At 60.8% G+C, this 25,391-nt stretch carries 24 protein-coding genes, 1 tRNA gene and 6 pseudogenes; all 31 read left to right on the top strand.

Annotation, left to right across the window (positions count from 1 at the left end; genetic code table 11):
• Positions 1–21: 21 nt before the first annotated feature.
• Positions 22–97 (top strand) — tRNA-Trp (locus ACQB61_RS11025).
• A gap of 104 nt (positions 98–201) precedes the next feature.
• Positions 202–399 (top strand): preprotein translocase subunit SecE, encoded by a 198-nt coding sequence (gene secE / locus ACQB61_RS11020; RefSeq protein ID WP_430512647.1) that lies wholly within the window; start codon positions 202–204, stop codon positions 397–399.
• A gap of 41 nt (positions 400–440) precedes the next feature.
• Positions 441–971: a transcription termination/antitermination protein NusG gene (gene nusG / locus ACQB61_RS11015; protein ID WP_430512646.1), complete on the top strand. Its 531-nt coding sequence runs from the start codon at positions 441–443 to the stop codon at positions 969–971.
• 159 nt (positions 972–1,130) lie between these two features.
• On the top strand, positions 1,131–1,559 hold the full coding sequence (rplK, locus tag ACQB61_RS11010; RefSeq protein WP_430512645.1) for a 50S ribosomal protein L11: 429 nt from the start codon (positions 1,131–1,133) through the stop codon (positions 1,557–1,559).
• A gap of 4 nt (positions 1,560–1,563) precedes the next feature.
• Positions 1,564–2,259, top strand: coding sequence for a 50S ribosomal protein L1 (gene rplA, locus ACQB61_RS11005; protein WP_430512644.1), 696 nt, complete (start codon positions 1,564–1,566; stop codon positions 2,257–2,259).
• Between the two features lie 401 nt (positions 2,260–2,660).
• Entirely contained in the window at positions 2,661–3,179 is a 519-nt protein-coding gene (rplJ, locus tag ACQB61_RS11000) for a 50S ribosomal protein L10 (RefSeq protein WP_430512643.1), read from the top strand.
• Between the two features lie 65 nt (positions 3,180–3,244).
• Positions 3,245–3,619 (top strand): 50S ribosomal protein L7/L12, encoded by a 375-nt coding sequence (rplL, locus tag ACQB61_RS10995; RefSeq protein WP_334253379.1) that lies wholly within the window; start codon positions 3,245–3,247, stop codon positions 3,617–3,619.
• 190 nt (positions 3,620–3,809) lie between these two features.
• Positions 3,810–7,945, top strand: a pseudogene (gene rpoB, locus ACQB61_RS10990) (DNA-directed RNA polymerase subunit beta).
• A 97-nt stretch (positions 7,946–8,042) separates the two neighbouring features.
• Positions 8,043–12,242, top strand: a complete 4,200-nt coding sequence (gene rpoC, locus ACQB61_RS10985) for a DNA-directed RNA polymerase subunit beta' (protein ID WP_430512642.1) — start codon at positions 8,043–8,045, stop codon at positions 12,240–12,242.
• Positions 12,243–12,313: 71 nt separating this feature from the next.
• Positions 12,314–12,612, top strand: a pseudogene (locus tag ACQB61_RS10980) (regulator).
• A 777-nt stretch (positions 12,613–13,389) separates the two neighbouring features.
• On the top strand, positions 13,390–13,761 hold the full coding sequence (gene rpsL / locus ACQB61_RS10975) for a 30S ribosomal protein S12 (protein WP_019966691.1): 372 nt from the start codon (positions 13,390–13,392) through the stop codon (positions 13,759–13,761).
• 12 nt (positions 13,762–13,773) lie between these two features.
• Complete coding sequence (gene rpsG, locus ACQB61_RS10970; RefSeq protein ID WP_430512641.1) at positions 13,774–14,244, top strand: 30S ribosomal protein S7; 471 nt, start codon at positions 13,774–13,776, stop codon at positions 14,242–14,244.
• Positions 14,245–14,265: 21 nt separating this feature from the next.
• Complete coding sequence (gene fusA / locus ACQB61_RS10965) at positions 14,266–16,341, top strand: elongation factor G (protein WP_430512640.1); 2,076 nt, start codon at positions 14,266–14,268, stop codon at positions 16,339–16,341.
• 44 nt (positions 16,342–16,385) lie between these two features.
• Entirely contained in the window at positions 16,386–17,576 is a 1,191-nt protein-coding gene (gene tuf / locus ACQB61_RS10960) for an elongation factor Tu (RefSeq protein ID WP_430512639.1), read from the top strand.
• Positions 17,577–17,641: 65 nt separating this feature from the next.
• Positions 17,642–17,950, top strand: coding sequence for a 30S ribosomal protein S10 (gene rpsJ, locus ACQB61_RS10955; protein WP_013652482.1), 309 nt, complete (start codon positions 17,642–17,644; stop codon positions 17,948–17,950).
• A 23-nt stretch (positions 17,951–17,973) separates the two neighbouring features.
• Entirely contained in the window at positions 17,974–18,681 is a 708-nt protein-coding gene (gene rplC / locus ACQB61_RS10950; protein ID WP_050474669.1) for a 50S ribosomal protein L3, read from the top strand.
• Positions 18,681–19,301 carry a 50S ribosomal protein L4 gene (gene rplD / locus ACQB61_RS10945; RefSeq protein ID WP_430512638.1) on the top strand — a complete coding sequence of 207 codons (621 nt, stop codon included), beginning with the start codon at positions 18,681–18,683 and terminating at the stop codon, positions 19,299–19,301. The genes rplC and rplD overlap by 1 nt, the downstream gene beginning before the upstream one ends.
• Positions 19,298–19,591, top strand: coding sequence for a 50S ribosomal protein L23 (locus tag ACQB61_RS10940; RefSeq protein WP_019965869.1), 294 nt, complete (start codon positions 19,298–19,300; stop codon positions 19,589–19,591). Before rplD ends, ACQB61_RS10940 begins: the two co-directional genes overlap by 4 nt.
• 16 nt (positions 19,592–19,607) lie before the next feature.
• A pseudogene (gene rplB, locus ACQB61_RS10935) lies at positions 19,608–20,439 on the top strand (50S ribosomal protein L2).
• Positions 20,440–20,451: 12 nt separating this feature from the next.
• Positions 20,452–20,731 (top strand): annotated as a pseudogene (gene rpsS, locus ACQB61_RS10930) (30S ribosomal protein S19).
• Between the two features lie 2 nt (positions 20,732–20,733).
• The gene (rplV, locus tag ACQB61_RS10925; RefSeq protein ID WP_019965866.1) at positions 20,734–21,114 is read left to right on the top strand and encodes a 50S ribosomal protein L22; all 381 of its coding nucleotides are present in this window, start codon (positions 20,734–20,736) and stop codon (positions 21,112–21,114) included.
• Entirely contained in the window at positions 21,114–21,842 is a 729-nt protein-coding gene (gene rpsC / locus ACQB61_RS10920) for a 30S ribosomal protein S3 (RefSeq protein ID WP_430512637.1), read from the top strand. Before rplV ends, rpsC begins: the two co-directional genes overlap by 1 nt.
• A gap of 40 nt (positions 21,843–21,882) precedes the next feature.
• The gene (gene rplP, locus ACQB61_RS10915; protein ID WP_019965864.1) at positions 21,883–22,296 is read left to right on the top strand and encodes a 50S ribosomal protein L16; all 414 of its coding nucleotides are present in this window, start codon (positions 21,883–21,885) and stop codon (positions 22,294–22,296) included.
• Between the two features lie 22 nt (positions 22,297–22,318).
• Positions 22,319–22,519: a 50S ribosomal protein L29 gene (rpmC, locus tag ACQB61_RS10910; RefSeq protein WP_019965863.1), complete on the top strand. Its 201-nt coding sequence runs from the start codon at positions 22,319–22,321 to the stop codon at positions 22,517–22,519.
• A 10-nt stretch (positions 22,520–22,529) separates the two neighbouring features.
• Positions 22,530–22,757, top strand: coding sequence for a 30S ribosomal protein S17 (rpsQ, locus tag ACQB61_RS10905; RefSeq protein WP_019965862.1), 228 nt, complete (start codon positions 22,530–22,532; stop codon positions 22,755–22,757).
• Positions 22,758–22,826: 69 nt separating this feature from the next.
• Positions 22,827–23,195 (top strand): 50S ribosomal protein L14, encoded by a 369-nt coding sequence (rplN, locus tag ACQB61_RS10900; protein WP_013652493.1) that lies wholly within the window; start codon positions 22,827–22,829, stop codon positions 23,193–23,195.
• Positions 23,195–23,512 carry a 50S ribosomal protein L24 gene (rplX, locus tag ACQB61_RS10895; protein ID WP_334251735.1) on the top strand — a complete coding sequence of 106 codons (318 nt, stop codon included), beginning with the start codon at positions 23,195–23,197 and terminating at the stop codon, positions 23,510–23,512. The genes rplN and rplX overlap by 1 nt, the downstream gene beginning before the upstream one ends.
• Complete coding sequence (gene rplE, locus ACQB61_RS10890; RefSeq protein WP_019965860.1) at positions 23,505–24,059, top strand: 50S ribosomal protein L5; 555 nt, start codon at positions 23,505–23,507, stop codon at positions 24,057–24,059. The genes rplX and rplE overlap by 8 nt, the downstream gene beginning before the upstream one ends.
• 33 nt (positions 24,060–24,092) lie before the next feature.
• Positions 24,093–24,398, top strand: coding sequence for a 30S ribosomal protein S14 (gene rpsN, locus ACQB61_RS10885; protein WP_055456856.1), 306 nt, complete (start codon positions 24,093–24,095; stop codon positions 24,396–24,398).
• Positions 24,399–24,410: 12 nt separating this feature from the next.
• Positions 24,411–24,808 (top strand): annotated as a pseudogene (gene rpsH / locus ACQB61_RS10880) (30S ribosomal protein S8).
• Between the two features lie 41 nt (positions 24,809–24,849).
• Positions 24,850–25,382, top strand: a pseudogene (gene rplF / locus ACQB61_RS10875) (50S ribosomal protein L6).
• Positions 25,383–25,391: the final 9 nt, after the last annotated feature.

The following is a 25,391-nucleotide window of genomic DNA, read 5'->3' as shown; positions in this document are numbered from 1 at the left end:
AACTTCAGGTCCCGTCCGTGCAGGGGTATAGCTCAGTTGGTAGAGCGGCGGTCTCCAAAACCGCAGGTCGCGGGTTCGAGCCCTGCTGCCCCTGCCATTTTGTTCTTGAATATTGGCCGCCGAGGCCTTATTGAGGACCACTCGGGCGGGGCGCGCGGATGATTCTGCGCGCCCGCTCGTCGTGACAAGACCGGAACCGGAATGGCCAAGAGCAATCCCTTTACGTTTATCCAGCAGGTTCGCTCTGAAGCTGCAAAGGTAACCTGGCCGACCCGCAAGGAAACGGCCGTGACGACCGTCATGGTGTTTGTGATGGTTGTGCTTGCTTCCGCCTTCTTCCTTCTGGCGGATCAGCTGATGAGCTGGGGCATTGGCTTGCTCCTCGGCGTGGGCGGTTGACGTCTGCAAGGTTTCACGAAACAGGAAACGGAACTGAGGTCATGGCCAAGCGCTGGTACATTGTGCATGCCTACTCCAATTTCGAGAAGAAGGTAGCCGAGTCCATCCGCGAGAAAGCTGCCCAGAAGGGGCTTTCTGACCTGTTCGAGGAAATCCTCGTTCCGATGGAAAAGGTTGTCGAAGTGCGCCGTGGGCGCAAGGTCGACGCCGAACGCAAATTCTTCCCGGGTTACGTTCTGGTGAAGATGGATATGACCGACGAGGCGTTCCATCTGATCAAGAACACCCCTAAGGTCAGTGGCTTCCTCGGTTCCGAGCAGAGGCCCGTTCCGATTTCGGAGGCCGAGGCGCGCCGTATCCTGAGCCAGGTTCAGGAAGGTGTCGACCGGCCGAAGCCGTCGGTCAGTTTCGAGGTTGGCGAGCAGGTCCGCGTGTCGGACGGCCCGTTTGCCTCCTTCTCCGGCCTCGTCGAGGAAGTGGACGAAGAGCGCGCGCGCCTCAAGGTTGCCGTGTCGATCTTTGGCCGCCCGACGCCGGTCGAACTGGAATTTGGTCAGGTCGACAAGGTCTGATCAAGCTGGCCGCCCACGGGCGGCCAAAGCTGCATGGATGCCATCATGGTGTCCAGGCAGAAGAGGGTGGCAGGTGAGGCGCGCCTACGCCGGGTCTGTCAAGCCAGACCACCCGCTCCTGAATGCCGGTTTGACCGGCTTACTCGCTAGGAGAGTATAATGGCGAAGAAAATCGAAGGTTACATCAAGCTGCAGGTGGCAGCCGGCTCCGCTACGCCGTCTCCCCCGATCGGTCCCGCACTCGGTCAGCGCGGTCTCAACATCATGGAATTCTGCAAGGCGTTCAACGCGCAGACCCAGGATATCGAGAAGGGCGCTCCGTGCCCGGTCGTGATCACCTATTTCTCCGACAAGTCTTTCACCTTCCAGATCAAGACCGCTCCGGTCAGCTTCTTCCTGAAGAAGGCTGCTGGTCTGAAGTCCGGTTCCAAGACCCCGGGCCGCGGCACGGTTGGCAAGGTGAACAAGGCGCAGGTGCGTGAAATCGCCGCCGCCAAGATGAAGGACCTCAACGCGAACGACGTGGAAGCGGCGATGCGCATGGTTGAGGGTTCTGCCCGTTCTATGGGCCTCGAGGTCACGGAGTAAGATCATGGCGAAGATTGGCAAGCGTATCCGTGCTGCTCGTGAAGGCATCGACAGCAACAAGTTTTACGGCCTCGGCGAAGCCCTGACCCTGCTCAAAGACCGCGCCAAGGTGAAGTTCGACGAAACCATCGAAGTGGCGATCAACCTCGGCGTTGACCCGCGTCACGCTGATCAGATGGTTCGCGGCGTCTGCGTGCTGCCGAACGGCACCGGCAAGACCGTTCGCGTCGCAGTGTTTGCCCGTGGTGACAAGGCTGAAGAAGCCAAGGCTGCCGGTGCAGACATCGTTGGCGCCGAAGAGCTGGTCAACGAAGTGCAGGGCGGCAAGATCGATTTCGATCGCTGCATTGCTACCCCGGACATGATGCCGCTGGTCGGCCGTCTTGGTAAGGTGCTTGGCCCGCGCGGCCTGATGCCGAACCCCAAGGTCGGCACCGTGACCCCGGACGTGGCTTCGGCCGTGCGTGACGCCAAGGGCGGCGCCGTGCAGTTCCGCGTCGAAAAGGCTGGTATCATCCACGCTGGCGTTGGCAAGGTCTCCTTCACCCAGGACGCTCTGGTCGAGAACATCCGCGCTCTCGTGGATGCCGTCCAGAAGGCCAAGCCGAGCGGTTCCAAGGGCCAGTACATGCGCCGCGTTGCCCTGTCGTCCACGATGGGCCCGGGCGTCAAGGTCGACCTGGCTTCGATCAACGGCTGATGCAGAAGGCCCGGCAGAAATGCTGCCGGGTTCTCGCTCGCCGAAACAGAGACTGTGCTGTGAGCTGATGCTCAGGCCTTTCTCTGTAACCAAGAGGTTCCTCCCGGTTCTGCCGGGAGGCACTGGTCCGGTCCAGTACCGGATCATCCCTGTCCGAGACTGCAGGTGCCGGGAAACCGGTCTAAGCCGAATGGGCCTGCATAGATGGGTGAGAACCAGTTTGTTTCCGGCTTGCCGGGTTCTGCAACGGTTCGAACCAGATGCCTTGCCGCGCTCCAAGCGAGGTGAGGGGACAGGAAACCCTGAGCGTCGCCTGTGACGTGGTACGGGGCTTCCCCGCACTGCCAAGCTGGCGGCAAAGGCAAACCGGTGGCGGAAACGCCATCAAATGGAGTAGGCAAGTGGAAAGAGCGGAAAAGCACGAGTTCGTGACCGCCCTCAACGAAGAGCTGGGTAGCACTTCGGTTGTGGTCGTTGCGCACTATGCGGGTCTCTCGGTTGCACAGATGACCGCACTGCGGTTGAAAGTGCGTGACGCCGGCGGCACCGTAAAGGTTGCGAAGAACCGCCTTGTAAAGCTTGCCCTTCAAGGCACTGACCTTGAGCACATCGGCGGCCTCTTCACGGGCCCGACCCTGATCGCCTATTCGGAAGATCCGGTCGCGGCCCCCAAGGCCCTGGTGGAATTCGCCAAGACGACGGACAAGTTCGTCATCCTCGGCGGTGCTCTCGGCACGACTAACCTGAATGCGGAAGGCGTCAAGTCTCTCGCCACGATGCCGTCGCTCGATGAGCTGCGCGCAAAGCTGGTGGGCATGATCCAGACCCCTGCATCCCGCATCGCCCAGGTTGTCAACGCACCGGCCGGGCAGCTCGCCCGCGTTTTCGGCGCGTATGCCAAGAAGGACGAGGCCGCATAAGGCGCCCCCTAAGCAATACACTGTCTGTAACCAAACATTTGGTTCGAACGTAAGGTACATAAGAAATGGCTAACCTCGAAAAGCTCGTTGAAGATCTGTCCGCCCTGACCGTCATGGAAGCTGCTGAGCTGTCCAAGATGCTCGAAGAGAAGTGGGGCGTGTCCGCCGCTGCTCCGGTGGCTGTTGCTGCCGTTGCTGGCGCTGCTCCGGCTGCTGCTGTTGAAGAGCAGACCGAATTCGACGTCGTTCTCGCTGACGCTGGCGACAAGAAGATCAACGTGATCAAGGAAGTCCGCGCCATCACCGGCCTCGGCCTGAAGGAAGCCAAGGAGCTCGTCGAAGGCGCTCCGAAGGTTGTCAAGGAGCAGGTCTCCAAGGCTGAAGCCGAAGACCTCAAGAAGAAGCTCGAAGAGGCTGGCGCCAAGGTCGAGCTCAAGTAATAGGATCGAAAGATCCAAGGCGGTCCCAGGTAACCGGGACCGTTTCCTAGCCCCGGCGGGTATAACCCGTTTCCGGGGCATTAGTCCCGAATAGGGGACGGTTATCCGAAGCGCCCGGGCGAAGCTGCCCGATTGGACAAGGGGCGTTGCGGACAGCCGTCACCCAAGGCGATACGAACGAGGAGCGACAATGACCCTAACGTTCAACGGTCGCAAGCGTGTCCGGAAATTCTTCGGATCGATCCGCGATGTAACGGAAATGCCCAACCTCATCGAGGTTCAGAAGGCTTCCTACGACCAGTTCCTGCAGGTTGAGGAGCCCAAGGGCGGCCGTCCCGATGAAGGCCTCCAGGCGGTCTTCAACTCTGTTTTCCCGATTTCCGATTTTGCCGGAACGGCCCTGCTTGAATTCGTCAAGTTCGAGTTCGAGCAGCCCAAGTACGACGTTGAGGAGTGCCGTCAGCGCAGCATGACTTTTGCTGCCCCGCTGAAGGTGACCCTGCGCCTGATCGTGTTCGATGTCGATGAAGACACCGGCGCCAAGTCCGTCAAGGACATCAAGGAGCAGGACGTCTACATGGGGGACATCCCCTTCATGACCGAGAACGGTACGTTCGTTGTGAACGGCACCGAGCGCGTCATCGTGTCCCAGATGCACCGTTCCCCGGGCGTGTTCTTCGATCATGACAAGGGCAAGACCCACTCCAGCGGCAAGCTGCTGTTTGCTGCCCGCGTGATCCCGTACCGCGGTTCCTGGCTCGACATCGAGTTCGACGCCAAGGACATCGTCTATGCGCGTATCGACCGCCGCCGCAAGATTCCGGTCACCTCCCTGCTGATGGCCCTCGGCCTCGACGGCGAAGAGATCCTGAACACCTTCTACCAGCGCATCGATTATACGCGCGCAGGCAAGGGTTCCTGGCGTATGCCGTTTGACGGCGACCGCCTGAAGGGCACCAAGGCTTCCTATGATCTGATCGACGCCGACACCGGCGAAGTCGTGATCGAAGCCGGCCGCAAGATCACCGCTCGCACGATCAAGCAGCTCACCGAAAAGGGCGTCAAGGCTCTGAAGGTGACTGACGAAGACCTGCACGGCCAGTATCTGGCCGAGGACGTCGTCGACTTCGTGACCGGCGAGATCTACGCTGAAGCTGGTGGCGAGATCAGCGCAAAGCTGCTCGACGAGCTGATCCAGCGCGGCTACGAGGAACTGACCGTTCTCGATATCGACCACATCAACACCGGCGCCTATGTCCGCAACACGCTTGCTGCTGACAAGAACGAGAGCCGTGAAGATGCGCTGTTCGACATCTATCGCGTGATGCGCCCGGGCGAGCCGCCCACCCTTGATTCCGCTGAAGCGATGTTCCAGTCGCTGTTCTTTGACGCAGAGCGTTACGACCTGTCTGCGGTCGGCCGCGTCAAGATGAACATGCGTCTTGATCTGACCTGCCCGGACACCGTGCGCACTCTGCGCAAGGAAGACATCCTGGCTGTCATCAGGCTGCTGCTGGACCTGCGCGATGGCAAGGGCGAGATCGACGACATCGACAACCTCGGCAACCGCCGTGTGCGTTCGGTCGGCGAACTCATGGAGAACCAGTACCGCGTCGGCCTGCTGCGCATGGAACGTGCGATCAAGGAGCGCATGAGCTCTGTCGACATCGACACGGTCATGCCGCAGGACCTGATCAACGCCAAGCCGGCCGCTGCAGCCGTGCGTGAGTTCTTCGGCTCCTCGCAGCTCAGCCAGTTCATGGACCAGACCAACCCGCTGTCCGAAGTGACGCACAAGCGCCGCCTGTCGGCCCTTGGACCGGGCGGTCTGACGCGTGAACGCGCAGGCTTCGAAGTCCGCGACGTGCATCCGACCCACTATGGCCGTATCTGCCCGATTGAGACGCCGGAAGGCCCGAACATCGGTCTGATCAACTCGCTGGCGACCTTCGCCCGCGTGAACAAGTACGGCTTTATCGAGAGCCCGTACCGCAAGGTGCGTGATGGCATCGTCTCTGACGAAGTCGTCTATCTCTCGGCCATGGAAGAAGCCAAGCACTACGTCGCTCAGTCCAACGCTGTCCTCGACGAGGGCAACCGTCTGGTGGAAGAGCTGGTCACCTGCCGTCATGCCGGTGAAAACATGCTCGTTCCGTCCGACCGCGTGGACCTGATGGACGTTTCGCCGAAGCAGCTGGTTTCGGTCGCCGCCGCGCTCATTCCGTTCCTGGAAAACGACGACGCCAACCGCGCTCTCATGGGCTCGAACATGCAGCGTCAGGCCGTGCCTCTGGTGCGTGCCGAAGCGCCGTTCGTCGGCACCGGCATGGAGCCGATCGTGGCCCGTGACTCGGGCGCTGCCATCGGTGCCCGCCGCGGCGGTGTGGTCGATCAGGTGGATGCGACCCGTATCGTTATCCGCGCCACGGAAGATCTCGATCCGTCCAAGTCGGGCGTCGATATCTACCGCCTGATGAAGTTCCAGCGTTCCAACCAGAACACCTGTATCAACCAGCGTCCGCTGGTCCGCGTCGGTGACGTCATCTCCAAGGGTGACATCATTGCTGACGGCCCGTCGACGGATCTGGGTGATCTGGCCCTCGGCCGCAACGTGCTCGTCGCGTTCATGCCGTGGAACGGCTACAACTTCGAGGACTCCATCCTCCTGTCCGAACGCATCGTGTCCGATGACGTCTTCACCTCGATCCATCTGGAAGAGTTTGAAGTCGCTGCCCGTGACACCAAGCTCGGACCGGAAGAAATCACGCGCGACATTCCGAACGTCTCGGAAGAAGCGCTGAAGAACCTCGACGAAGCCGGCATCGTCTACATCGGTGCCGAAGTGAAGCCGGGCGACATTCTCGTCGGCAAGATCACGCCGAAGGGCGAAAGCCCGATGACGCCGGAAGAAAAGCTTCTGCGCGCCATCTTCGGTGAAAAGGCTTCGGACGTCCGCGACACCTCCCTGCGTCTGCCGCCCGGCGTCGCCGGCACGGTCGTGGAAGTGCGCGTGTTCAACCGTCACGGCGTCGAGAAGGACGAGCGTGCGATGGCCATCGAGCGCGAGGAAATCGAGCGCCTGGCCAAGGACCGTGACGATGAGCAGGCAATCCTTGACCGTAACGTCTATGGCCGTCTGGCCGAGATGCTGCTGGGCAAGACCGCTATTGCCGGCCCGAAGGGCTTCAAGAAGGACACCAACCTGACCGGTGACGTCCTTGGCGAATACCCGCGTTCGCAGTGGTGGCAGTTTGCCATGGACGATGAAAAGTTCATGAGCGAAGTGGAAGCCCTGCGCGGCCAGTATGACGAGAGCCGCAAGCGCCTCGAGCAGCGTTTCATCGACAAGGTGGAGAAGCTGCAGCGTGGTGACGAGCTGCCCCTGGCGTCATGAAGATGGTGAAGGTCTTCGTCGCTGTGAAGCGCAAGATCCAGCCGGGCGACAAGATGGCCGGCCGTCACGGCAACAAGGGTGTGGTCTCCAAGATCAACCCGAACGAAGACATGCCGTTTCTGGCGGACGGCACGCATGTCGACATCGTGCTCAACCCGCTGGGTGTGCCTTCGCGCATGAACGTGGGCCAGATCCTCGAGACCCACCTTGGGTGGGCCTGCGCAGGCATGGGCAAGAAGATCGGCGAGCTCTATGATGAGTACCGCAAGACGGGTGAGATCCAGGCTCTTAAGGGCGAGATCCATGAACTCTACGGCGACAACATCAAGGGCGATGCGGTCAAGCGTTATGATGACGAGAGCGTTCTGCGTCTTGCCGAACAGCTGAAGAAGGGCGTTTCGATTGCAACGCCGGTCTTCGACGGCGCGCATGAACCGGACATCGTGGATATGCTCGATGCAGCTGGCCTTGACGCCAGCGGCCAGTCGACCCTCTACGACGGGCGTACGGGTGAAACCTTCGACCGCAAGGTCACCGTGGGTTACATCTATATGCTCAAGCTGCACCACCTCGTGGATGACAAGATCCACGCCCGTTCGATTGGACCTTACTCGCTCGTGACCCAGCAGCCGCTGGGTGGCAAGGCGCAGTTCGGTGGCCAGCGCTTCGGTGAAATGGAGGTGTGGGCCCTCGAAGCATACGGCGCTGCCTACACGCTGCAGGAAATGCTGACCGTGAAGTCGGATGACGTCGCGGGCCGTACGAAGGTCTACGAGGCTATCGTCCGTGGTGACGACACGTTCGAGGCCGGTATTCCGGAGAGCTTCAACGTTCTCGTGAAGGAAATGCGGTCGCTGGGTCTCAACGTGGAACTTCAGCAGTCCGATCTTCCCGCAATTACCGACGAGCCCGCGGCAGACGCGGCAGAGTGATCTGCGGGCATGAAAAAGACTGAAACAGGACGTATAGTGCAGGAAAAGGGGAGTGGGCACGGCCCGCTCCCCATCCGTGCATCGAAGGAGAGAGCCCATGAATCATGAGGTCATGAACCTGTTCAACCAGCAGGCTCCCGCGCAGACCTTCGACCAGATCCGGATTTCTCTCGCCAGCCCCGAGCGGATCATGTCTTGGTCCTATGGTGAGATCAAGAAGCCGGAGACGATCAACTACCGCACGTTCAAGCCAGAGCGTGATGGTCTGTTCTGCGCTCGTATCTTTGGTCCGATCAAGGACTACGAATGCTTGTGCGGCAAGTACAAGCGGATGAAGTACAAGGGCGTCATCTGTGAGAAGTGCGGCGTCGAAGTGACGCTGAGCCGCGTGCGCCGTGAGCGCATGGGCCACATCGAGCTGGCCGCGCCGGTTGCTCATATCTGGTTCCTGAAGTCGCTGCCCTCCCGTATCGGCCTTCTGCTGGACATGACGCTGAAGGATCTGGAGCGCGTGCTCTATTTCGAGAACTACGTTGTTCTCGAGCCGGGCCTGACCCCGCTGAAGCAGAACCAGCTGCTGAGTGAGGAAGAATATATCAGCGCCCAGGACGAGTACGGTGAAGATGCCTTCACGGCGATGATCGGCGCGGAAGCCATCCGTGAGATGCTGATGTCGCTGGATCTGGTGCGCGAGAGCGAGAAGCTGCGCGTTGAGATCGCCGAGGCAACCACCGAGCTGAAGCCGAAGAAGCTGGCCAAGCGCCTCAAGGTCATCGAAGCCTTCACCGAGTCGGGCAACCGTCCGGAATGGATGATCATGACCGTGATTCCGGTGATCCCGCCGGATCTGCGCCCGCTCGTCCCGCTGGACGGCGGCCGTTTCGCGACGTCGGATCTGAACGATCTGTACCGCCGCGTGATCAACCGTAACAACCGCCTGAAGCGCCTGATTGAGCTGCGTGCGCCGGATATCATCATCCGCAACGAAAAGCGCATGCTGCAGGAGTCTGTTGACGCCCTGTTCGACAACGGCCGCCGTGGCCGTGTCATCACCGGTGCCAACAAGCGTCCGCTCAAGTCGCTGTCCGATATGCTCAAGGGCAAGCAGGGCCGCTTCCGTCAGAACCTGCTCGGCAAGCGCGTCGACTATTCCGGCCGTTCGGTGATCACCGTGGGGCCGGAGCTGAAGCTGCACCAGTGCGGCCTGCCGAAGAAGATGGCTCTCGAGCTGTTCAAGCCCTTCATCTATTCGCGTCTTGACGCGAAGGGCTTCTCCTCGACCGTCAAGCAGGCCAAGAAGCTGGTGGAGAAGGAGCGTCCGGAAGTCTGGGATATCCTCGACGAGGTTATCCGCGAGCATCCGGTGCTTCTGAACCGCGCGCCGACCCTGCACCGCCTCGGCATCCAGGCTTTTGAGCCGACGTTGATCGAAGGCAAGGCAATCCAGCTGCATCCGCTCGTCTGCTCGGCCTTCAACGCCGACTTCGACGGTGACCAGATGGCCGTGCACGTGCCGCTTTCGCTGGAAGCCCAGCTGGAAGCCCGCACGCTGATGATGTCGACCAACAACATCCTGCATCCGGCCAACGGCGGCCCGATCATCGTTCCGTCGCAGGACATCGTTCTGGGTCTCTATTATCTGTCGATCATGGCAGAGAAGGAGCCGGGCGAAGGCATGGCCTTCGGCAACATGGGCGAGATCCAGCATGCGCTGGCCAACAAGGTCATCACGCTGCACACGAAGATCCGCGGACGCTTCCGCTCGATCGACGCGGACGGCAACCCGACCTCCGGCATCTTCGAGACGACGCCGGGCCGCATGATGATTGCCGAACTGCTGCCGAAGCATCACGAGGTTCCCTTCGACACCTGCAACAGGCTGATGACGAAGAAGGAAGTCTCGCGCATGATCGACACCGTCTACCGCGCCTGCGGTCAGAAGGAGACGGTCATTTTCTGCGACCGCATCATGCAGCTTGGTTTCAAGAATGCGTGCAGCGCGGGCATTTCGTTCGGCAAGGACGACATGGTGATCCCGGACACCAAGCAAAAGCTGGTGGGCGAGACGGCCGCAATGGTTGCCGAATACGAGCAGCAGTACAACGACGGCCTGATCACTCAGGGCGAGAAGTACAACAAGGTGGTTGACGCCTGGGCCAAGTGCACCGACCGCATCGCTGACGAGATGATGAAGCGCATTCAGGCGGTTCAGATCGATCAGGAGACGGGCCGTCAGAAGCCGATGAACTCGGTCTACATGATGTCCCACTCGGGTGCCCGTGGTTCTCCGGCCCAGATGAAGCAGCTTGCCGGCATGCGTGGCCTCATGGCCAAGCCGTCGGGCGAGATCATCGAAAACCCGATCATCTCGAACTTCAAGGAAGGCCTGTCGGTTCTGGAGTACTTCAACTCCACTCACGGCGCCCGTAAGGGTCTGGCTGACACCGCGCTCAAGACGGCAAACTCGGGTTACCTGACGCGCCGCCTCGTGGACGTGGCTCAGGACTCGATCATCCTTGAAGTCGACTGCGGTTCCGAGAACGGCATTACCGTTCAGGCGATCGTGGACGCCGGTCAGGTCATCGCAAGCCTTGGCCAGCGCGTTCTTGGCCGTACGGCAGCAGAAGACGTCTACAACCACGCAACCGGCGAGATCATCGTGCCGAAGGGCCGCATGATCGACGAGAAGGACGTGGAGCTGATCGAGGCTGCCAAGGTTCAGCAGATCAAGATCCGTTCGGTGCTGACCTGTCAGACCATCACGGGCGTCTGCGGCACCTGCTATGGCCGTGACCTTGCCCGCGGTACGCCGGTCAACATCGGTGAAGCTGTCGGCGTTATCGCCGCTCAGTCGATCGGTGAGCCGGGCACCCAGCTGACCATGCGTACGTTCCACATCGGTGGTACGGCACAGGTGGTGGACAGCTCGTTCATCGAATCCAACGTCGATGGCACGATCAAGATCCGCAACCGTGCAGCCACCCGTGACAGCGATGGCAACCTGATTGCCATGGTGCGCAACATGTCGCTTGTCGTCGTTGACAGCGACGGCAACGAACGCGCTGTTCATCGTGTGACCTACGGTGCCAAGCTGCTGGTTGACGATGGTGATGCGGTCAAGCGCGGCCAGCGTATTGCCGAGTGGGACCCCTACACCCGTCCGATGCTGTCGGAAGTGGATGGTGTGGTCGACTTCGAAGACCTGGTGGATGGCGCTTCGGTGCAGGAAACCACCGACGAGGCGACCGGTATCACCAAGCGCGTCGTCATCGACTGGCGTACGTCGCATCGCGGTCAGGACCTCAAGCCAGCGGTTGTCGTCAAGGACGCCAATGGCTCGATCTGCAAGCTGGCCCGTGGTGGTGACGCCCGTCTGCTGCTTTCGGTGGACGCCATTCTGTCGGTGCAGCCGGGTAACCGGGTGAAGGCTGGTGACGTGCTCGCACGTATCCCGCTGGAAAGCGCCAAGACGAAGGACATCACCGGTGGTCTGCCCCGCGTTGCGGAACTGTTCGAGGCGCGCCGTCCGAAGGACCACGCCATTATCGCGGAGATCAGCGGTACCATCCGCTTTGGCCGCGATTACAAGAACAAGCGCCGCATCATCGTGGAGCCGCATGACGAGGCAATGGAGCCGGTCGAGTACCTGATCCCGAAGGGCAAGCACTTCCATCTTCAGGAAGGCGATGTCATCGAGAAGGGTGAGTACATCCTCGACGGCAATCCGGCGCCGCATGACATTCTGGCGGTCAAGGGCGTGGAAGCGCTCGCGGCCTATCTCGTCAACGAGATCCAGGAAGTCTATCGTCTGCAGGGCGTGGTCATCAACGACAAGCACATCGAGGTGATCGTTCGCCAGATGCTGCAGAAGGTTGAAGTCACCGATCCGGGCGAGACCGAGTTCTTCTCGGGCGAGCAGGTCGACCAGCTCGACTTCGACGAGGCAAACGAGCGTGCCATCGACGACGCCAAGACCCCGGCCAAGGGCGTGCCGGTTCTCCTGGGTATCACCAAGGCGAGCCTGCAGACCCGGTCGTTCTTCTCGGCAGCCTCCTTCCAGGAGACGACGCGTGTCCTCACCGACGCCGCCGTCAACGGCAAGATCGACCCGCTGGTCGGCTTGAAGGAGAACGTCATCGTCGGCCGTCTGATCCCGGCCGGTACGGGCGGCGTGATGAAGCGCATCCGTCAGATCGCGACCCACCGCGACGACCTGATCCTCGACGAGCGCCGCAAGCGCTCGGGCGACAGTGCCGCAGAAGGCCTGCTGGAGGATCTGTCCGGCGCCGCCGAATAAGCGGCACCTGACCCATGAACCAGAAAGGCCGCCACCCGTGCGGCCTTTCGTTTATCAAGAAGGAGGCCGTGATGGCTGGCAATGACGATGATGCTCCGCTGGAGCCGACGGTCTTCCTGGTGATTGGCCGGGTCTGGGACAGCGAGGATGGCGGTCCGGAAGATGCGGTGCCGATCCACGTGATGCTGACCGCCCCCGATGACGACAGCGCCGTACGCAAGACCCTGGAGGCTCTGGCAGGGAGGGCTTCGCCGAGGCCGAGCTTGACCAGATTGGCGTGCTGGAAGGCGAGCCGGATGATCCGACCTATGAGGGCGCCTATCAGGACGCCCTGTCCGGCAATGTGGCTGTGATTACCTTCCGCGATTGAGGTCGCTGCAAGAACCGGAAGTCAGGGACGGCAGAGGGCAACAGGCCAGCTGCCGTCCCTTTCTATTTGAAGGAATGGGTTTGCACTGCGTTTACCGTCCCGGCAGGAAGGGCGCTTTGGGCAGGGATGCTGGCACATGCTTGATTGGTGGCTGCGCGCCTTGGAGGAGCAGGGAAGGGGGCTGATTCCCTTGATGTGATTCCTTAACGGGCAAATAACCGCTTCACCGGCGAGTGAGTCTCGGTTCTTGAGCAAACCGCCGAGGATTCGGGGAATCTGTGGCACTCCGGGATGCAGGGCCGCCCTGCAAGATCTCGCAAGGCACGGTTAACCGGCACAGGAGCCGGGCATGCAGAATGCCATGGACGCATAATTTAATTACAATATAGGCAGTGTTTTCATCACAAAAGGTGCTTGAATGCGCAGATTCCGGCCTCGTCATAGCAAAGGTGCTGCAGGACGGGCCAATCCCGCAGAAATCCGAGATTCCCTTGACGGCACGGGGCGCCGTGAGTAGTGTCCGCCCATCCCAAGGGCAGGCGGTAAGTCCTGATGTGTTCCAGCGGTCTACGCAAGGAACCTGAAAACTTAAACGCTGCCGGGTTCAAAAAGGCGAATAAGCGTCGATTGCACGACCGCGATTAACCTCGTGGTCCTCTGGTTTTCGCAGCGCCTCCCATGTGCGAACATGGCTGAGGCGCGATTACGTTTGTCACGTAGTCAGTGAAAAGCAGGGTAGCGTACGAATTTTTGGATGGCAGAGGTAAAGGGCACAGAATGCCGACCATCAACCAGCTGATCCGCAAGCCGCGGAAAGACCCGCCGAAGCGGAACAAGGTGCCGGCCATGGAGGCCTGCCCGCAGAAGCGTGGTGTTTGCACCCGCGTCTACACCACGACGCCGAAGAAGCCGAACTCGGCACTTCGTAAGGTTGCCAAGGTGCGCCTGACGAATGGCTTCGAAGTCATCGGCTACATCCCGGGTGAAGGTCACAACCTTCAGGAACACTCCGTGGTGATGATCCGCGGCGGCCGCGTCAAGGATTTGCCGGGCGTTCGCTACCACATCATCCGTGGCGTGCTCGACACCCAGGGCGTCAAGAACCGTAAGCAGCGCCGTTCGAAGTACGGCGCCAAGCGGCCGAAGTAAGGAGCGCGCGGCATGTCCCGTCGTCATAGCGCAGAAAAGCGCGAGATCATTCCGGATCCCAAGTTCGGTGATATCGTCGTTACGAAGTTCATGAACTCGATCATGTATCACGGCAAGAAGTCCGTGGCCGAGCGCATCGTTTACGGTGCATTCGACATCATCGAGAAGAAGACCCGCGAGAACCCCATCGAGGTGTTCCATGCGGCTCTTGAGAATGTCATGCCGCAGGTGGAAGTTCGCTCCCGCCGCGTCGGTGGTGCGACCTACCAGGTTCCGGTGGAAGTTCGCTCTGACCGTCGTCAGGCTCTGGCAATCCGCTGGCTGATCACTGCGGCCCGCAACCGTAACGAAACCACCATGGTGGACCGCCTGTCGGGCGAAATGCTCGACGCCGCGAACAACCGTGGTTCCGCAGTGAAGAAGCGCGAAGACACGCACCGCATGGCGGACGCGAACCGCGCCTTCTCGCACTATCGCTGGTAATCCTGGAAAAGGGCTGACGTCATGTCTCGCACGCACAAAATCGAGGACTACCGCAACTTCGGCATCATGGCTCACATCGATGCCGGCAAGACCACGACCACCGAGCGCATCCTGTATTACACGGGTAAGAGCCACAAGATCGGTGAAGTTCATGATGGCGCTGCCACCATGGACTGGATGGAGCAGGAACAGGAACGCGGCATCACGATCACGTCCGCCGCGACCACCGCTTTCTGGAACGAAAAGCGCCTGAACATCATCGACACCCCGGGTCACGTGGACTTCACCATTGAGGTGGAGCGTTCCCTGCGCGTGCTCGACGGTGCCGTTGCCCTTCTCGACGCCAATGCTGGCGTTGAGCCCCAGACTGAAACCGTGTGGCGCCAGGCGGACAAGTACCGCGTGCCGCGCATGATCTTCGTCAACAAGATGGACAAGCTCGGTGCGGACTTCTACCGCTGCGTCGAGATGGTCAAGACCCGTCTGGGTGCCAAGGCTCTGTGCGTACAGATCCCGGTTGGCGCCGAGAGCGAGTTCGCTGGCGTTGTCGATCTGATCAAGATGAAGGCTCTGATCTGGCGCGACGAAAGCCTGGGCGCTGCCTGGGACGAAGTCGAGATCCCGGCTGACCTGGCTGACAAGGCTCAGGAATTCCGTGATGCCATGATCGAGACGGCTGTCGAAGTCGATGAAGCTGCCATGGAAGCGTATCTGGAAGGCAATGAGCCGGACAACGACACGCTGAAGGCACTCATCCGCAAGGGCACCATCAGCGGCGAATTCATTCCGATCTTCGCTGGCTCGGCCTTCAAGAACAAGGGCGTTCAGCCGCTGCTGGACGGCGTGGTGGACTACCTGCCGTGCCCGCTGGACGTTCCGGCCATCAAGGGCATCGATCCGAAGACCGAGGAGGAAATCCTCCGCAAGTCGAGCGACGAAGAGCCCCTGTCCATGCTGGCGTTCAAGATCATGAACGACCCGTTCGTCGGTTCGCTCACCTTCTGCCGCATCTACTCGGGCGTTCTGAACAAGGGTACGTCCCTGCAGAACACCGTGAAGGACAAGAAGGAACGCGTCGGCCGCATGATGCAGATGCATGCCAACAGCCGTGAAGACATCGACGTTGCCTATGCAGGTGACATCGTTGCCATCGCCGGTCTGAAGGACACCACCACTGGTGACACGCTCTGCGATCCTGCCAAGCCGGTCATTCTTGAGCGCATGGAATTCCCCGAGCCGGTGATCGAGATCGCCGTCGAGCCGAAGACCAAGGGCGACCAGGAAAAGATGGGCCTCGCGCTCAACCGCCTGGCTGCTGAAGATCCGTCCTTCCGCGTCAAGACCGACGAGGAAAGCGGCCAGACGATCATCGCCGGCATGGGTGAACTTCACCTCGACATCATCGTCGACCGCATGCGTCGTGAGTTCAAGGTGGAAGCCAACATCGGTGCTCCGCAGGTGGCCTATCGTGAGACGATCACCCGCCGCGCCGAAGTCGACTACACCCACAAGAAGCAGACCGGTGGTACCGGCCAGTTCGCCCGCATCAAGCTCGTTATCGAGCCGAATGAAGTGGGTGCCGGCTATGCCTTCGAGAGCCAGATCGTCGGTGGTGCTGTTCCGAAGGAATACATCCCGGGCGTGACCAAGGGTATCGAGAGCGTGATGTCTTCGGGTCCGCTCGCCGGCTTCCCGATGGTCGACATCAAGGCGAGCCTGACCGACGGTGCCTACCACGACGTGGACTCCTCGGTTCTCGCCTTCGAAATCGCTGCCCGCGCCGGCTTCCGTGAAGCCATCGCAAAGGCCGGTCCGAAGCTGCTCGAACCCATCATGAAGGTCGAGGTCGTTACCCCGGCTGACTACATGGGCGACGTGATCGGTGACCTGAACTCCCGCCGCGGCCAGATCAACGGCACGGAAGACCGTGGTGTTGTGACCGCGATCACCGCGATGGTCCCGCTTGCCAACATGTTTGGCTACGTGAACAACCTGCGGTCCATGTCGCAGGGGCGTGCGCAGTACTCGATGGTGTTCGACCATTACGAGCAGGTGCCGCAGGCCGTTGCTGACCAGGTTCAGGCGAAGTACGCCTGAACCACCGACCGACATTAAAGAAATAGAGAAAGCGGAGTAATCCGATGGCGAAGGAAAAGTTTGAGCGCACGAAGCCGCACGTGAACATTGGCACGATCGGCCACGTTGACCACGGCAAGACGACGCTGACCGCGGCGATCACGATGACGCTGGCTGAGACCGGCGGCGCGGTTGCCAAGGCTTATGACCAGATCGACGCAGCGCCGGAAGAAAAGGCGCGCGGCATCACGATCTCGACGGCACACGTTGAGTACGAGACGGCAAACCGTCACTACGCTCACGTTGACTGCCCGGGTCACGCCGACTACGTGAAGAACATGATCACCGGTGCTGCCCAGATGGACGGCGCGATCCTGGTGTGCTCGGCCGCTGATGGCCCGATGCCGCAGACCCGTGAGCACATCCTGCTCGCCCGTCAGGTTGGCGTTCCGGCTCTGGTGGTGTTCATGAACAAGGTCGACCAGGTCGACGACGAAGAGCTTCTGGATCTCGTCGAGATGGAGCTGCGCGAGCTGCTCTCCTCTTACGACTTCCCGGGCGACGACATTCCGATCGTCAAGGGCTCGGCACTGGCAGCGGTTGAAAACCGCGATGCCAACATCGGCCGTGACGCGATCCGCGCTCTGATGGAGGCTGTTGATGCCTACATCCCGACGCCGGACCGTCCGATCGACATGCCGTTCCTGATGCCGATCGAAGACGTGTTCTCGATCTCTGGCCGTGGCACCGTGGTGACCGGCCGTGTTGAGCGCGGCATCGTGAAGGTGGGTGAGGAAGTCGAGATCGTCGGCATCCGCGACACCAAGAAGACGACCGTGACCGGCGTTGAAATGTTCCGCAAGCTTCTGGACCAGGGCCAGGCAGGCGACAACATTGGCGCGCTGATCCGTGGCGTTGGCCGTGAGGACGTTGAGCGTGGTCAGGTTCTGTGCAAGCCGGGTTCGGTTAAGCCGCACAAGAAGTTCAAGGCCGAAGCCTACATCCTGACGAAGGAAGAAGGCGGCCGTCATACGCCGTTCTTCACGAACTACCGTCCGCAGTTCTACTTCCGTACGACGGACGTTACGGGCATCGTTGAACTGCCGGAAGGCACGGAAATGGTGATGCCGGGCGACAACATCTCGGTCGTCGTGACGCTGATCGTTCCGATCGCCATGGAAGACGGCCTGCGCTTCGCTATCCGCGAAGGTGGCCGTACCGTCGGCGCCGGCGTTGTCGCTTCCATCATTGAGTAATCGGCGGGTGCCCCCGCCGCCGCTTCGGGCGGACGGCGGGGCCCAGTCTTATCGGGAAATCTGAAATGAACGGTCAGAATATCCGGATCCGCCTCAAGGCATTCGATCACCGTATTCTCGATGCTTCCACCCGGGAGATCGTGAACACGGCGAAGCGGACCGGTGCGCAGGTACGGGGTCCCGTGCCGCTGCCGACGCGGATTGAGAAGTACACCGTGCTTCGTGGTCCGCACATCGACAAGAAAAGCCGCGATCAGTTCGAGATGCGCACTCACAAGCGCCTCCTCGACATCGTCGATCCGACGCCGCAGACCGTCGACGCTCTTATGAAGCTCGACCTGGCAGCTGGCGTGGACGTCGAGATCAAGCTCTGAGTCGGATCGAAAGGTTTACGCCAATGCGTTCTGGAGTGATCGCTCAGAAGGTGGGCATGACCCGCATTTACAACCAGGCTGGCGAGCATGTGCCGGTTACTGTACTGCGGCTCGAAAACTGCCAGGTTGTTGCTCACCGCACTGAAGAAAAGAACGGCTACACCGCACTGCAGCTTGGCTCCGGTGTTGCCAAAGTCAAGAACACGCCCAAGGCGATGCGCGGACATTTCGCGGTTGCCAAGGTTGAACCGAAGCGCACGCTGGCTGAGTTCCGCGTGAGCCCGGACAACCTGATCGAAGTCGGGTCCGAGATCACTGCCGACCACTATGTGGAAGGTCAGTTTGTCGACGTCACCGGCACCTCGATCGGTAAGGGCTTTGCCGGTTCCATGAAGCGCCACAACTTCGGTGGTGGCCGCGCTTCTCACGGTAACTCGGTGTCCCACCGCGCGCACGGTTCGACCGGTCAGCGTCAGGACCCGGGCAAGGTGTTCAAGGGCAAGAAGATGGCCGGCCACATGGGTGATGCCCGTGTGACCACGCAGAACCTCAAGGTTGTCCGCACGGACGTCGAGCGCGGCCTGATCATGGTCGAAGGCTCTGTTCCCGGTGCCAAGGGCGGCTGGATCCTGGTTCGCGATGCCGTCAAGAAGGCGCTGCCGGAAGGCGTGCCGGTCCCGGGTGCTTTCCGGGCCGTTGCCGAGGCAGCCACGGGCAAGGAGAGTGAGTGATGGAACTTGAGGTCAAAACCCTCGAAGGTTCGGCCGCCGGTTCGATCACGGTGTCGGACGAGATCTTCGGTCTCGAGCCGCGCACGGATCTGATCCACCGCGTTGTGCGCTGGCAGCTTGCCAAGCGCCAGGCTGGTACCCACAAGGCCAAAGGCCGTGCCGAAGTCTCCGGCACGACCAAGAAGTTCGTCCGTCAGAAGGGCTCCGGTGGCGCCCGTCACGGCAACCGCAAGGCTCCGCAGTTCCGCGGCGGTGGCAAGGCTTTTGGTCCGGTTGTCCGTGACCATGGCCACGACCTGCCGAAGAAGGTTCGCGCCCTGGGCCTCGCCCATGCGCTGTCTTCCAAGGTGAAGGCCGGTTCGCTGATCGTTGTCGAGGACGCCAAGGCCGCTGAAGCCAAGACCAAGCTGCTGAAGGAAAAGTTCAGCAAGCTGGGCGTCGCCAACGTGCTGGTCATCGATGGTGCAGAGGTGGATGCGAACTTCGCACTCGCCGCCCGCAACATTCCGGCTGTTGACGTGCTCCCGGTTCAGGGCATCAACGTCTACGACATCCTGCGCCGCAACACCCTGGTTCTGACCAAGGCTGCTGTGTCGGCTATCGAGGAGCGGTTCAAATGAGCAAGATCGCTCACTACGACAAGATCGTCAGCCCGGTGATCACCGAGAAGGCGACCATGGCCTCGGAAGAGAACAAGGTGGTCTTCAAGGTTGCCAACTCGGCAACCAAGCCGGAAATCAAGGCAGCGATTGAGGCCCTGTTCGGCGTCAAGGTCACTGCGGTGAACACTCTGGTCCGCAAGGGCAAGGTGAAGCGTTTCCGCGGCCGCATCGGACAGCAGTCCGACTACAAGAAGGCCATTGTGACGCTCGCCGAGGGTCACTCGATCGACGTGACGACCGGACTCTAAGGCTGGGACGACAATTATGGCACTCAAGACCTTTAACCCCACGTCCCCGGCCGGCGCCAGCTGGTTCAGGTGGACCGTGCCGATCTCTGGAAGGGCAAGCCGGTCAAGACCCTGACCGAAGGCCTGAGCAAGACCGGCGGCCGCAACAACCGCGGCCGTCTGACGGCACCGAACCGCGGTGGTGGCCACAAGCGCTCCTACCGTCTGGTGGACTTCAAGCGTCGCAAGTTCGACGTTCCGGCGACTGTTGAGCGCCTGGAATACGATCCGAACCGCACCGCTTTCATCGCGCTGATCCGCTACGAGGATGGCGAACTGGCATACATCCTGGCTCCGCAGCGCCTTGCTGCTGGTGACATGGTTGTGGCTGGCGAGTCCGTCGACGTGAAGCCGGGCAACGCAATGCCGCTGGCTTCCATTCCGGTCGGCACCATTGTCCACAACGTTGAGCTGAAGCCGGGCAAGGGCGGTCAGATCGCCCGTTCCGCCGGTGCTTTCGTTCAGATCGTCGGCCGTGACCAGGGTTACACGATCCTGCGTCTCATGTCCGGTGAGCAGCGCCGCGTTCTGGGCACCTGCATGGCGTCCATCGGCGCCGTGTCCAACCCGGATCATGGCAACGTGAACCTCGGCAAGGCCGGACGTTCGCGCTGGCTCGGCATCCGCCCGCATCTCGCGGTGTGGCCATGAACCCGATCGACCATCCGCACGGCGGTGGTGAAGGCCGCACTTCGGGTGGCCGTCATCCGGTGACCCCCTGGGGCAAGCCGACGAAGGGCAAGCGCACGCGCAGCAACAAGGCAACGGACAAGTTCATTGTTCGCAGCCGTCATGCGCGCAAGAAGTAAGAGGTACGGATCGTGACACGTTCGATCTGGAAAGGTCCGTTTGTCGACGGGTATCTGCTGAAGAAGGCGGACAAGGTTCGCGAGATCCGGCCGGAACGAGGTCATCAAGACCTGGAGCCGCCGCTCGACGATCCTGCCGCAGTTCGTTGGCCTGACCTTCGGCGTCTACAACGGACAGAAGCACGTTCCGGTGCTGGTGTCTGAAGAAATGATTGGTCACAAGCTCGGTGAGTTCTCGCCGACCCGGACCTACTACGGACACGGCGCCGACAAGAAGGCGAAGAGGAAGTAACGATGGGCAAGCCGAAGCGTGAGCGGACGCTCGCCGACAACGAGGCCAAGGCGGTCACGCGCATGCTGCGCGTCTCCCCGCAGAAGCTGAACCTCGTGGCGGCTGCAATCCGCGGCAAGAAGGTAAGTTCCGCTCTGGCGGATCTGACGTTCTCCCGCAAGCGCATCGCTGGTGACGTCAAGAAGACCCTGATGTCCGCGATTGCGAATGCCGAGAACAACCACGACCTGGACGTGGACAGCCTGGTGGTTGCCGAAGCCCATGTGGGCAAGGCTTTTGTCATCAAGCGGTTCCATGCCCGTGCACGTGGCCGCGCTGGCCGGATCGAGAAGCCGTTCTCGAACCTGACCATCGTTGTTCGTCAAGTCGAGGAGACTGCCTGATGGGACATAAAGTCAACCCGATCGGCATGCGCCTCGGGATCAACCGCACCTGGGACTCCCGCTGGTTCGCCAACAAGGGCGAATACGGCAAGCTTCTTCATGAAGATTTCCGCATCCGCGAATATCTGATGAACGAGCTGAAGCAGGCTGCGGTTTCCAAGATCGTGATCGAACGCCCGCACAAGAAGTGCCGCGTGACCATCCACTCCGGCCGTCCGGGTGTGGTCATCGGCAAGAAGGGTGCGGACATCGACAAGCTGCGCAAGAAGCTTGCAGCGATCACCGACGCCGAAGTGCACATCAACATCGTTGAAGTGCGCAAGCCGGAAATCGACGCGACCCTGGTTGCCGCTTCGATCGCCCAGCAGCTGGAACGCCGTGTTGCCTTCCGCCGCGCCATGAAGCGTGCCGTTCAGTCGGCCATGCGTCTGGGTGCCCTTGGTATCCGCATCAACTGCGGCGGCCGTCTGGGTGGTGCAGAAATCGCACGCGTCGAGTGGTATCGTGAAGGCCGTGTGCCGCTGCACACCTTGCGCGCCGACATCGATTATGGCACAGCGACCGCTCACACCGCCTATGGCGCCTGCGGCGTCAAGGTCTGGATCTTCAAGGGCGAGATCCTCGAGCACGATCCGATGGCGTCTGAACGCCGCGCGACCGAAAGCTCGGATGCAGATCAGGGTGATCGCGGCCAGCGCCGGGATCGTGGTCGCGAGCGCGCTGCCTGAAAAGGCAGCGCCCGTGTAACGCAAGAACGAGAGAAGAACGATGCTGCAACCGAAGCGAACTAAGTTCCGCAAGCAGCACAAGGGCCGCATCCACGGCATGGCGAAGGGCGGTACTGACCTGAACTTCGGCGAATTCGGTCTGAAGGCCGTGGAGCCGGAGCGTGTCACCGCCCGCCAGATCGAGGCAGCCCGTCGTGCAATGACCCGTCACATGAAGCGTGCGGGCCGTGTTTGGATCCGGATTTTCCCGGATGTGCCGGTGTCTTCCAAGCCTGCGGAAGTCCGCATGGGTAAGGGTAAAGGTGCTCCGGACTACTGGGCCTGCCGTGTCAAGCCGGGCCGTATCATGTTCGAGATTGACGGCGTGCCGGAAGACGTTGCCCGCGAAGCAATGCGCCTGGCTGCTGCCAAGCTGCCGATCAAGTGCCGGTTCGTACAGCGGATCGCCGAGTAAGGCAGTCGAGGAGAGTTGAGCCATGAAGGCAAATGATGTAAGGGCAAAGACCCTCGACGAGCTCCGTACGGAACTCGAGGCACTTAAGAAGGAGCAGTTCAACCTGCGCTTTCAGAAGGCCACCGGTCAGCTCGAAAACACTGGTCGTTTCCGGCAGATCCGCCGGGATATCGCCCGGATCCAGACGATCATGCGCGATAAGCGCATGACCGCAACCGCGTAAGGAGGCCTCAATGCCGAAACGCATTTTGCAGGGCACCGTGGTCAGCAACGCGAATGACAAGACGGTGACGGTGAAGGTGGAGCGTCGCTTCACTCACCCGCTGCTCAAGAAGACGGTGCGCCGGTCCAAGAAGTACCGTGCGCATGACGAAGCGAACAAGTATCAGGTCGGCGACACGGTTCAGATCGAAGAGTGCGCGCCGATCTCCAAGACCAAACGTTGGACCGTGGTCTCCTGAGACCACGGCTCTGTTGAGCATCCGGCGCCCGTGGCAGGTGCGCCGTAGAGAGAACAAGGCGGCCAAGTCATGATTCAGATGCAAACAAACCTCGACGTGGCGGATAATTCCGGCGCCCGTCGTGTCATGTGCATCAAGGTGCTCGGCGGCTCGAAGCGGAAGTATGCCCGCGTTGGCGACATCATCGTCGTCAGCATCAAGGAAGCTATCCCGCGCGGCCGCGTCAAAAAGGGCGACGTGATGAAGGCGGTCGTCGTGCGTACGGCGAAGGACATTCGCCGTCCCGACGGCAGCGTGATCCGGTTCGACCGCAATGCGGCGGTCCTGGTCAACAACAACAAGGAGCCGATCGGCACCCGTATCTTTGGGCCGGTGCCGCGCGAGCTCCGTGCAAAGAACCACATGAAGATCATTTCGCTCGCGCCGGAGGTGCTCTGATGGCTGCGAAAATTAAAAAAGGCGACACGGTTGTCGTGCTCGCCGGTCGTGACAAGGGCAAGACCGGCGAAGTGCTTCAGATGCTGCCGACGGACAACAAGGCTCTCGTGCGCGGCATCAACATTGTTCGCCGCCACCAGCGCCAGACGCAGACCCAGGAAGCAGGCATCGTGGCAAAGGAAGCCCCGATTCACGTTTCCAACCTGGCTGTAGCCGATCCTAAGGACGGCAAGCCGACCCGCGTCGGGTTCAAGGTGCAGGAAGACGGCCGCAAGGTCCGTGTGGCCAAGCGTTCGGGAGACCTGATCGATGGCTGAGACCTACGTGCCGCGGCTCAAGACGCACTACGATGAAGTGGTGCGCAAGCAGCTGCAGGAAAAGTTCAACTACACCAACCCGATGCAGATCCCCAAGCTTGAGAAGGTTGTTCTCAACATGGGCGTCGGTGAGGCAGTTGCAGACAGCAAGAAGGTGCGCATTGCCGCCGACGACCTGGCGCTCATCGCCGGTCAGAAGCCGGTGATCACCAAGGCTGCGAACTCGATCGCCACCTTCAAGGTGCGTGAGGGCATGCCCCTCGGCGCCAAGGTGACGCTTCGCCGCGAACAGATGTTCGAGTTTCTCGACCGTCTGATCACCATCGCGCTTCCGCGCGTTCGTGACTTCCGCGGTCTGAACCCGAAGAGCTTCGATGGCCGTGGTAACTACGCCATGGGCATTAAGGAACACATCGTTTTCCCCGAAATCGAGTACGACAAGGTCGACCAGATTTGGGGTATGGACGTGGTCGTGTGCACCACGGCCAACACCGATGAAGAGGCGCGCGAACTGCTGCGCGCGTTCAACTTCCCGTTCCGCAAGTAACGCGGATATACGGGAAAGGAACGAGGAAACACGATGGCGAAGAAGAGCGCGATCGAGAAGAACAAGCGGCGCGAGCGCCTTGTGCAGAAGTACGCCGCAAAGCGTGCAGCTCTCAAGGCCGCAGCCAAGGATGAAACGCTGTCTCTGGAAGAGCGTTTCGCCGCCCGTCTGAAGCTCGCGGCACTGCCGCGTAATTCGGCACCGAACCGCGTGCGCAACCGGTGTGAAGTCACCGGCCGTCCGCGCGGCTTCTACCGCAAGCTGAAGATGTCGCGCGTTGCGCTGCGTGAGCTGGGCTCCCTGGGTAAGATCCCGGGCCTGGTCAAGTCGAGCTGGTAAGGAGAGGCTGCGATGGCAATTTCCGATCCGTTGGGTGATATGCTCACCCGCATCCGGAACGCGCAGCTGCGCCGCAAGAACAAGGTGTCCTCACCTCATTCGAAGCTGCGTGCGCATGTGCTTGATGTTTTGGCCAAGGAAGGTTACATCCGTGGCTACACGACGGTCGAATTCGAGGACGGCAAGTCCGAGCTTGAGATCGAACTGAAGTATTTCGACGGTGAGCCGGTGATTCGTGAGATCGAACGTATCTCCAAGCCGGGCCGCCGCGTGTACTCGTCGGTAAAGAACATTCCGCATGTCGCGAATGGCCTGGGTGTGTCGATCCTGTCGACCCCCGTGGTGTCATGAGCGACCATCAGGCGCGGGATGAGAATGTTGGTGGTGAAGTGCTCTGCCGCGTCTTCTGACGCGGCAGTGACCTTCCTATTTATGTGACAAGGTTGATCAGATGTCTCGTATTGGCAAAAAGCCAGTCCCCGTGCCGAGCGGGGTAACGGCAACGATCAACGGCCGCACCGTCGAGGTCAAGGGACCGAAGGGCCAGCTGTCCTTCGTTCTCAATGATCTGGTGCTCGCCGAAATGACCGATGCCGGGATCCAGGTTGATCCCCGTAATGACAGCAAGCCGGCACGCTCCATGTGGGGCATGACCCGGACCATGATCCAGAACCTGATCACCGGCGTGAGCCAGGGCTTCGAACGTAAGCTCGAGATCACCGGTGTGGGTTACCGTGCTCAGATGCAGGGTCGCAATGTCCAGCTCGCCCTTGGCTTCTCCCATGACGTCGTTTACGAGGTCCCGGAGGAGTTGAAGTCAAGTGCCCGAAGCCGACCGAGATTTTGATCTCCGGCATCGACAAGCAGGTCGTCGGTCAGGTCGCGGCTAACATCCGCGAATACCGTGGCCCCGAGCCGTACAAAGGCAAGGGCATTCGCTATGCGGGCGAGTTCATCGTTCGCAAAGAAGGCAAGAAGAAGTAACGGACCCGG

This window comes from Pannonibacter phragmitetus (assembly GCF_050510895.1).
In the GTDB taxonomy this organism is placed as follows: Bacteria; Pseudomonadota; Alphaproteobacteria; order Rhizobiales; family Stappiaceae; genus Pannonibacter; species Pannonibacter phragmitetus_B.
This window is presented reverse-complemented; position numbering and strand designations above follow the sequence as displayed.

What these genes read in the sequence shown, in the direction of transcription:
- rplD (WP_430512638.1), top strand. Translation starts at nt 18,681, where the DNA reads ATGGAACTTGAGGTCAAAACCCTCGAAGGTTCGGCCGCCGGTTCGATC.
- rpsG (WP_430512641.1), top strand. Translation starts at nt 13,774, where the DNA reads ATGTCCCGTCGTCATAGCGCAGAAAAGCGCGAGATCATTCCGGATCCC.
- rplX (WP_334251735.1), top strand. Translation starts at nt 23,195, where the DNA reads ATGGCTGCGAAAATTAAAAAAGGCGACACGGTTGTCGTGCTCGCCGGT.
- rpoC (WP_430512642.1), top strand. Translation starts at nt 8,043, where the DNA reads ATGAATCATGAGGTCATGAACCTGTTCAACCAGCAGGCTCCCGCGCAG.
- fusA (WP_430512640.1), top strand. Translation starts at nt 14,266, where the DNA reads ATGTCTCGCACGCACAAAATCGAGGACTACCGCAACTTCGGCATCATG.
- rpsL (WP_019966691.1), top strand. Translation starts at nt 13,390, where the DNA reads ATGCCGACCATCAACCAGCTGATCCGCAAGCCGCGGAAAGACCCGCCG.
- rpmC (WP_019965863.1), top strand. Translation starts at nt 22,319, where the DNA reads ATGAAGGCAAATGATGTAAGGGCAAAGACCCTCGACGAGCTCCGTACG.
- rplL (WP_334253379.1), top strand. Translation starts at nt 3,245, where the DNA reads ATGGCTAACCTCGAAAAGCTCGTTGAAGATCTGTCCGCCCTGACCGTC.
- ACQB61_RS10940 (WP_019965869.1), top strand. Translation starts at nt 19,298, where the DNA reads ATGAGCAAGATCGCTCACTACGACAAGATCGTCAGCCCGGTGATCACC.
- rplP (WP_019965864.1), top strand. Translation starts at nt 21,883, where the DNA reads ATGCTGCAACCGAAGCGAACTAAGTTCCGCAAGCAGCACAAGGGCCGC.
- rpsC (WP_430512637.1), top strand. Translation starts at nt 21,114, where the DNA reads ATGGGACATAAAGTCAACCCGATCGGCATGCGCCTCGGGATCAACCGC.
- rplA (WP_430512644.1), top strand. Translation starts at nt 1,564, where the DNA reads ATGGCGAAGATTGGCAAGCGTATCCGTGCTGCTCGTGAAGGCATCGAC.
- secE (WP_430512647.1), top strand. Translation starts at nt 202, where the DNA reads ATGGCCAAGAGCAATCCCTTTACGTTTATCCAGCAGGTTCGCTCTGAA.
- rplN (WP_013652493.1), top strand. Translation starts at nt 22,827, where the DNA reads ATGATTCAGATGCAAACAAACCTCGACGTGGCGGATAATTCCGGCGCC.
- tuf (WP_430512639.1), top strand. Translation starts at nt 16,386, where the DNA reads ATGGCGAAGGAAAAGTTTGAGCGCACGAAGCCGCACGTGAACATTGGC.
- rplK (WP_430512645.1), top strand. Translation starts at nt 1,131, where the DNA reads ATGGCGAAGAAAATCGAAGGTTACATCAAGCTGCAGGTGGCAGCCGGC.
- rpsN (WP_055456856.1), top strand. Translation starts at nt 24,093, where the DNA reads ATGGCGAAGAAGAGCGCGATCGAGAAGAACAAGCGGCGCGAGCGCCTT.
- nusG (WP_430512646.1), top strand. Translation starts at nt 441, where the DNA reads ATGGCCAAGCGCTGGTACATTGTGCATGCCTACTCCAATTTCGAGAAG.
- rpsJ (WP_013652482.1), top strand. Translation starts at nt 17,642, where the DNA reads ATGAACGGTCAGAATATCCGGATCCGCCTCAAGGCATTCGATCACCGT.
- rplE (WP_019965860.1), top strand. Translation starts at nt 23,505, where the DNA reads ATGGCTGAGACCTACGTGCCGCGGCTCAAGACGCACTACGATGAAGTG.
- rplC (WP_050474669.1), top strand. Translation starts at nt 17,974, where the DNA reads ATGCGTTCTGGAGTGATCGCTCAGAAGGTGGGCATGACCCGCATTTAC.
- rpsQ (WP_019965862.1), top strand. Translation starts at nt 22,530, where the DNA reads ATGCCGAAACGCATTTTGCAGGGCACCGTGGTCAGCAACGCGAATGAC.
- rplV (WP_019965866.1), top strand. Translation starts at nt 20,734, where the DNA reads ATGGGCAAGCCGAAGCGTGAGCGGACGCTCGCCGACAACGAGGCCAAG.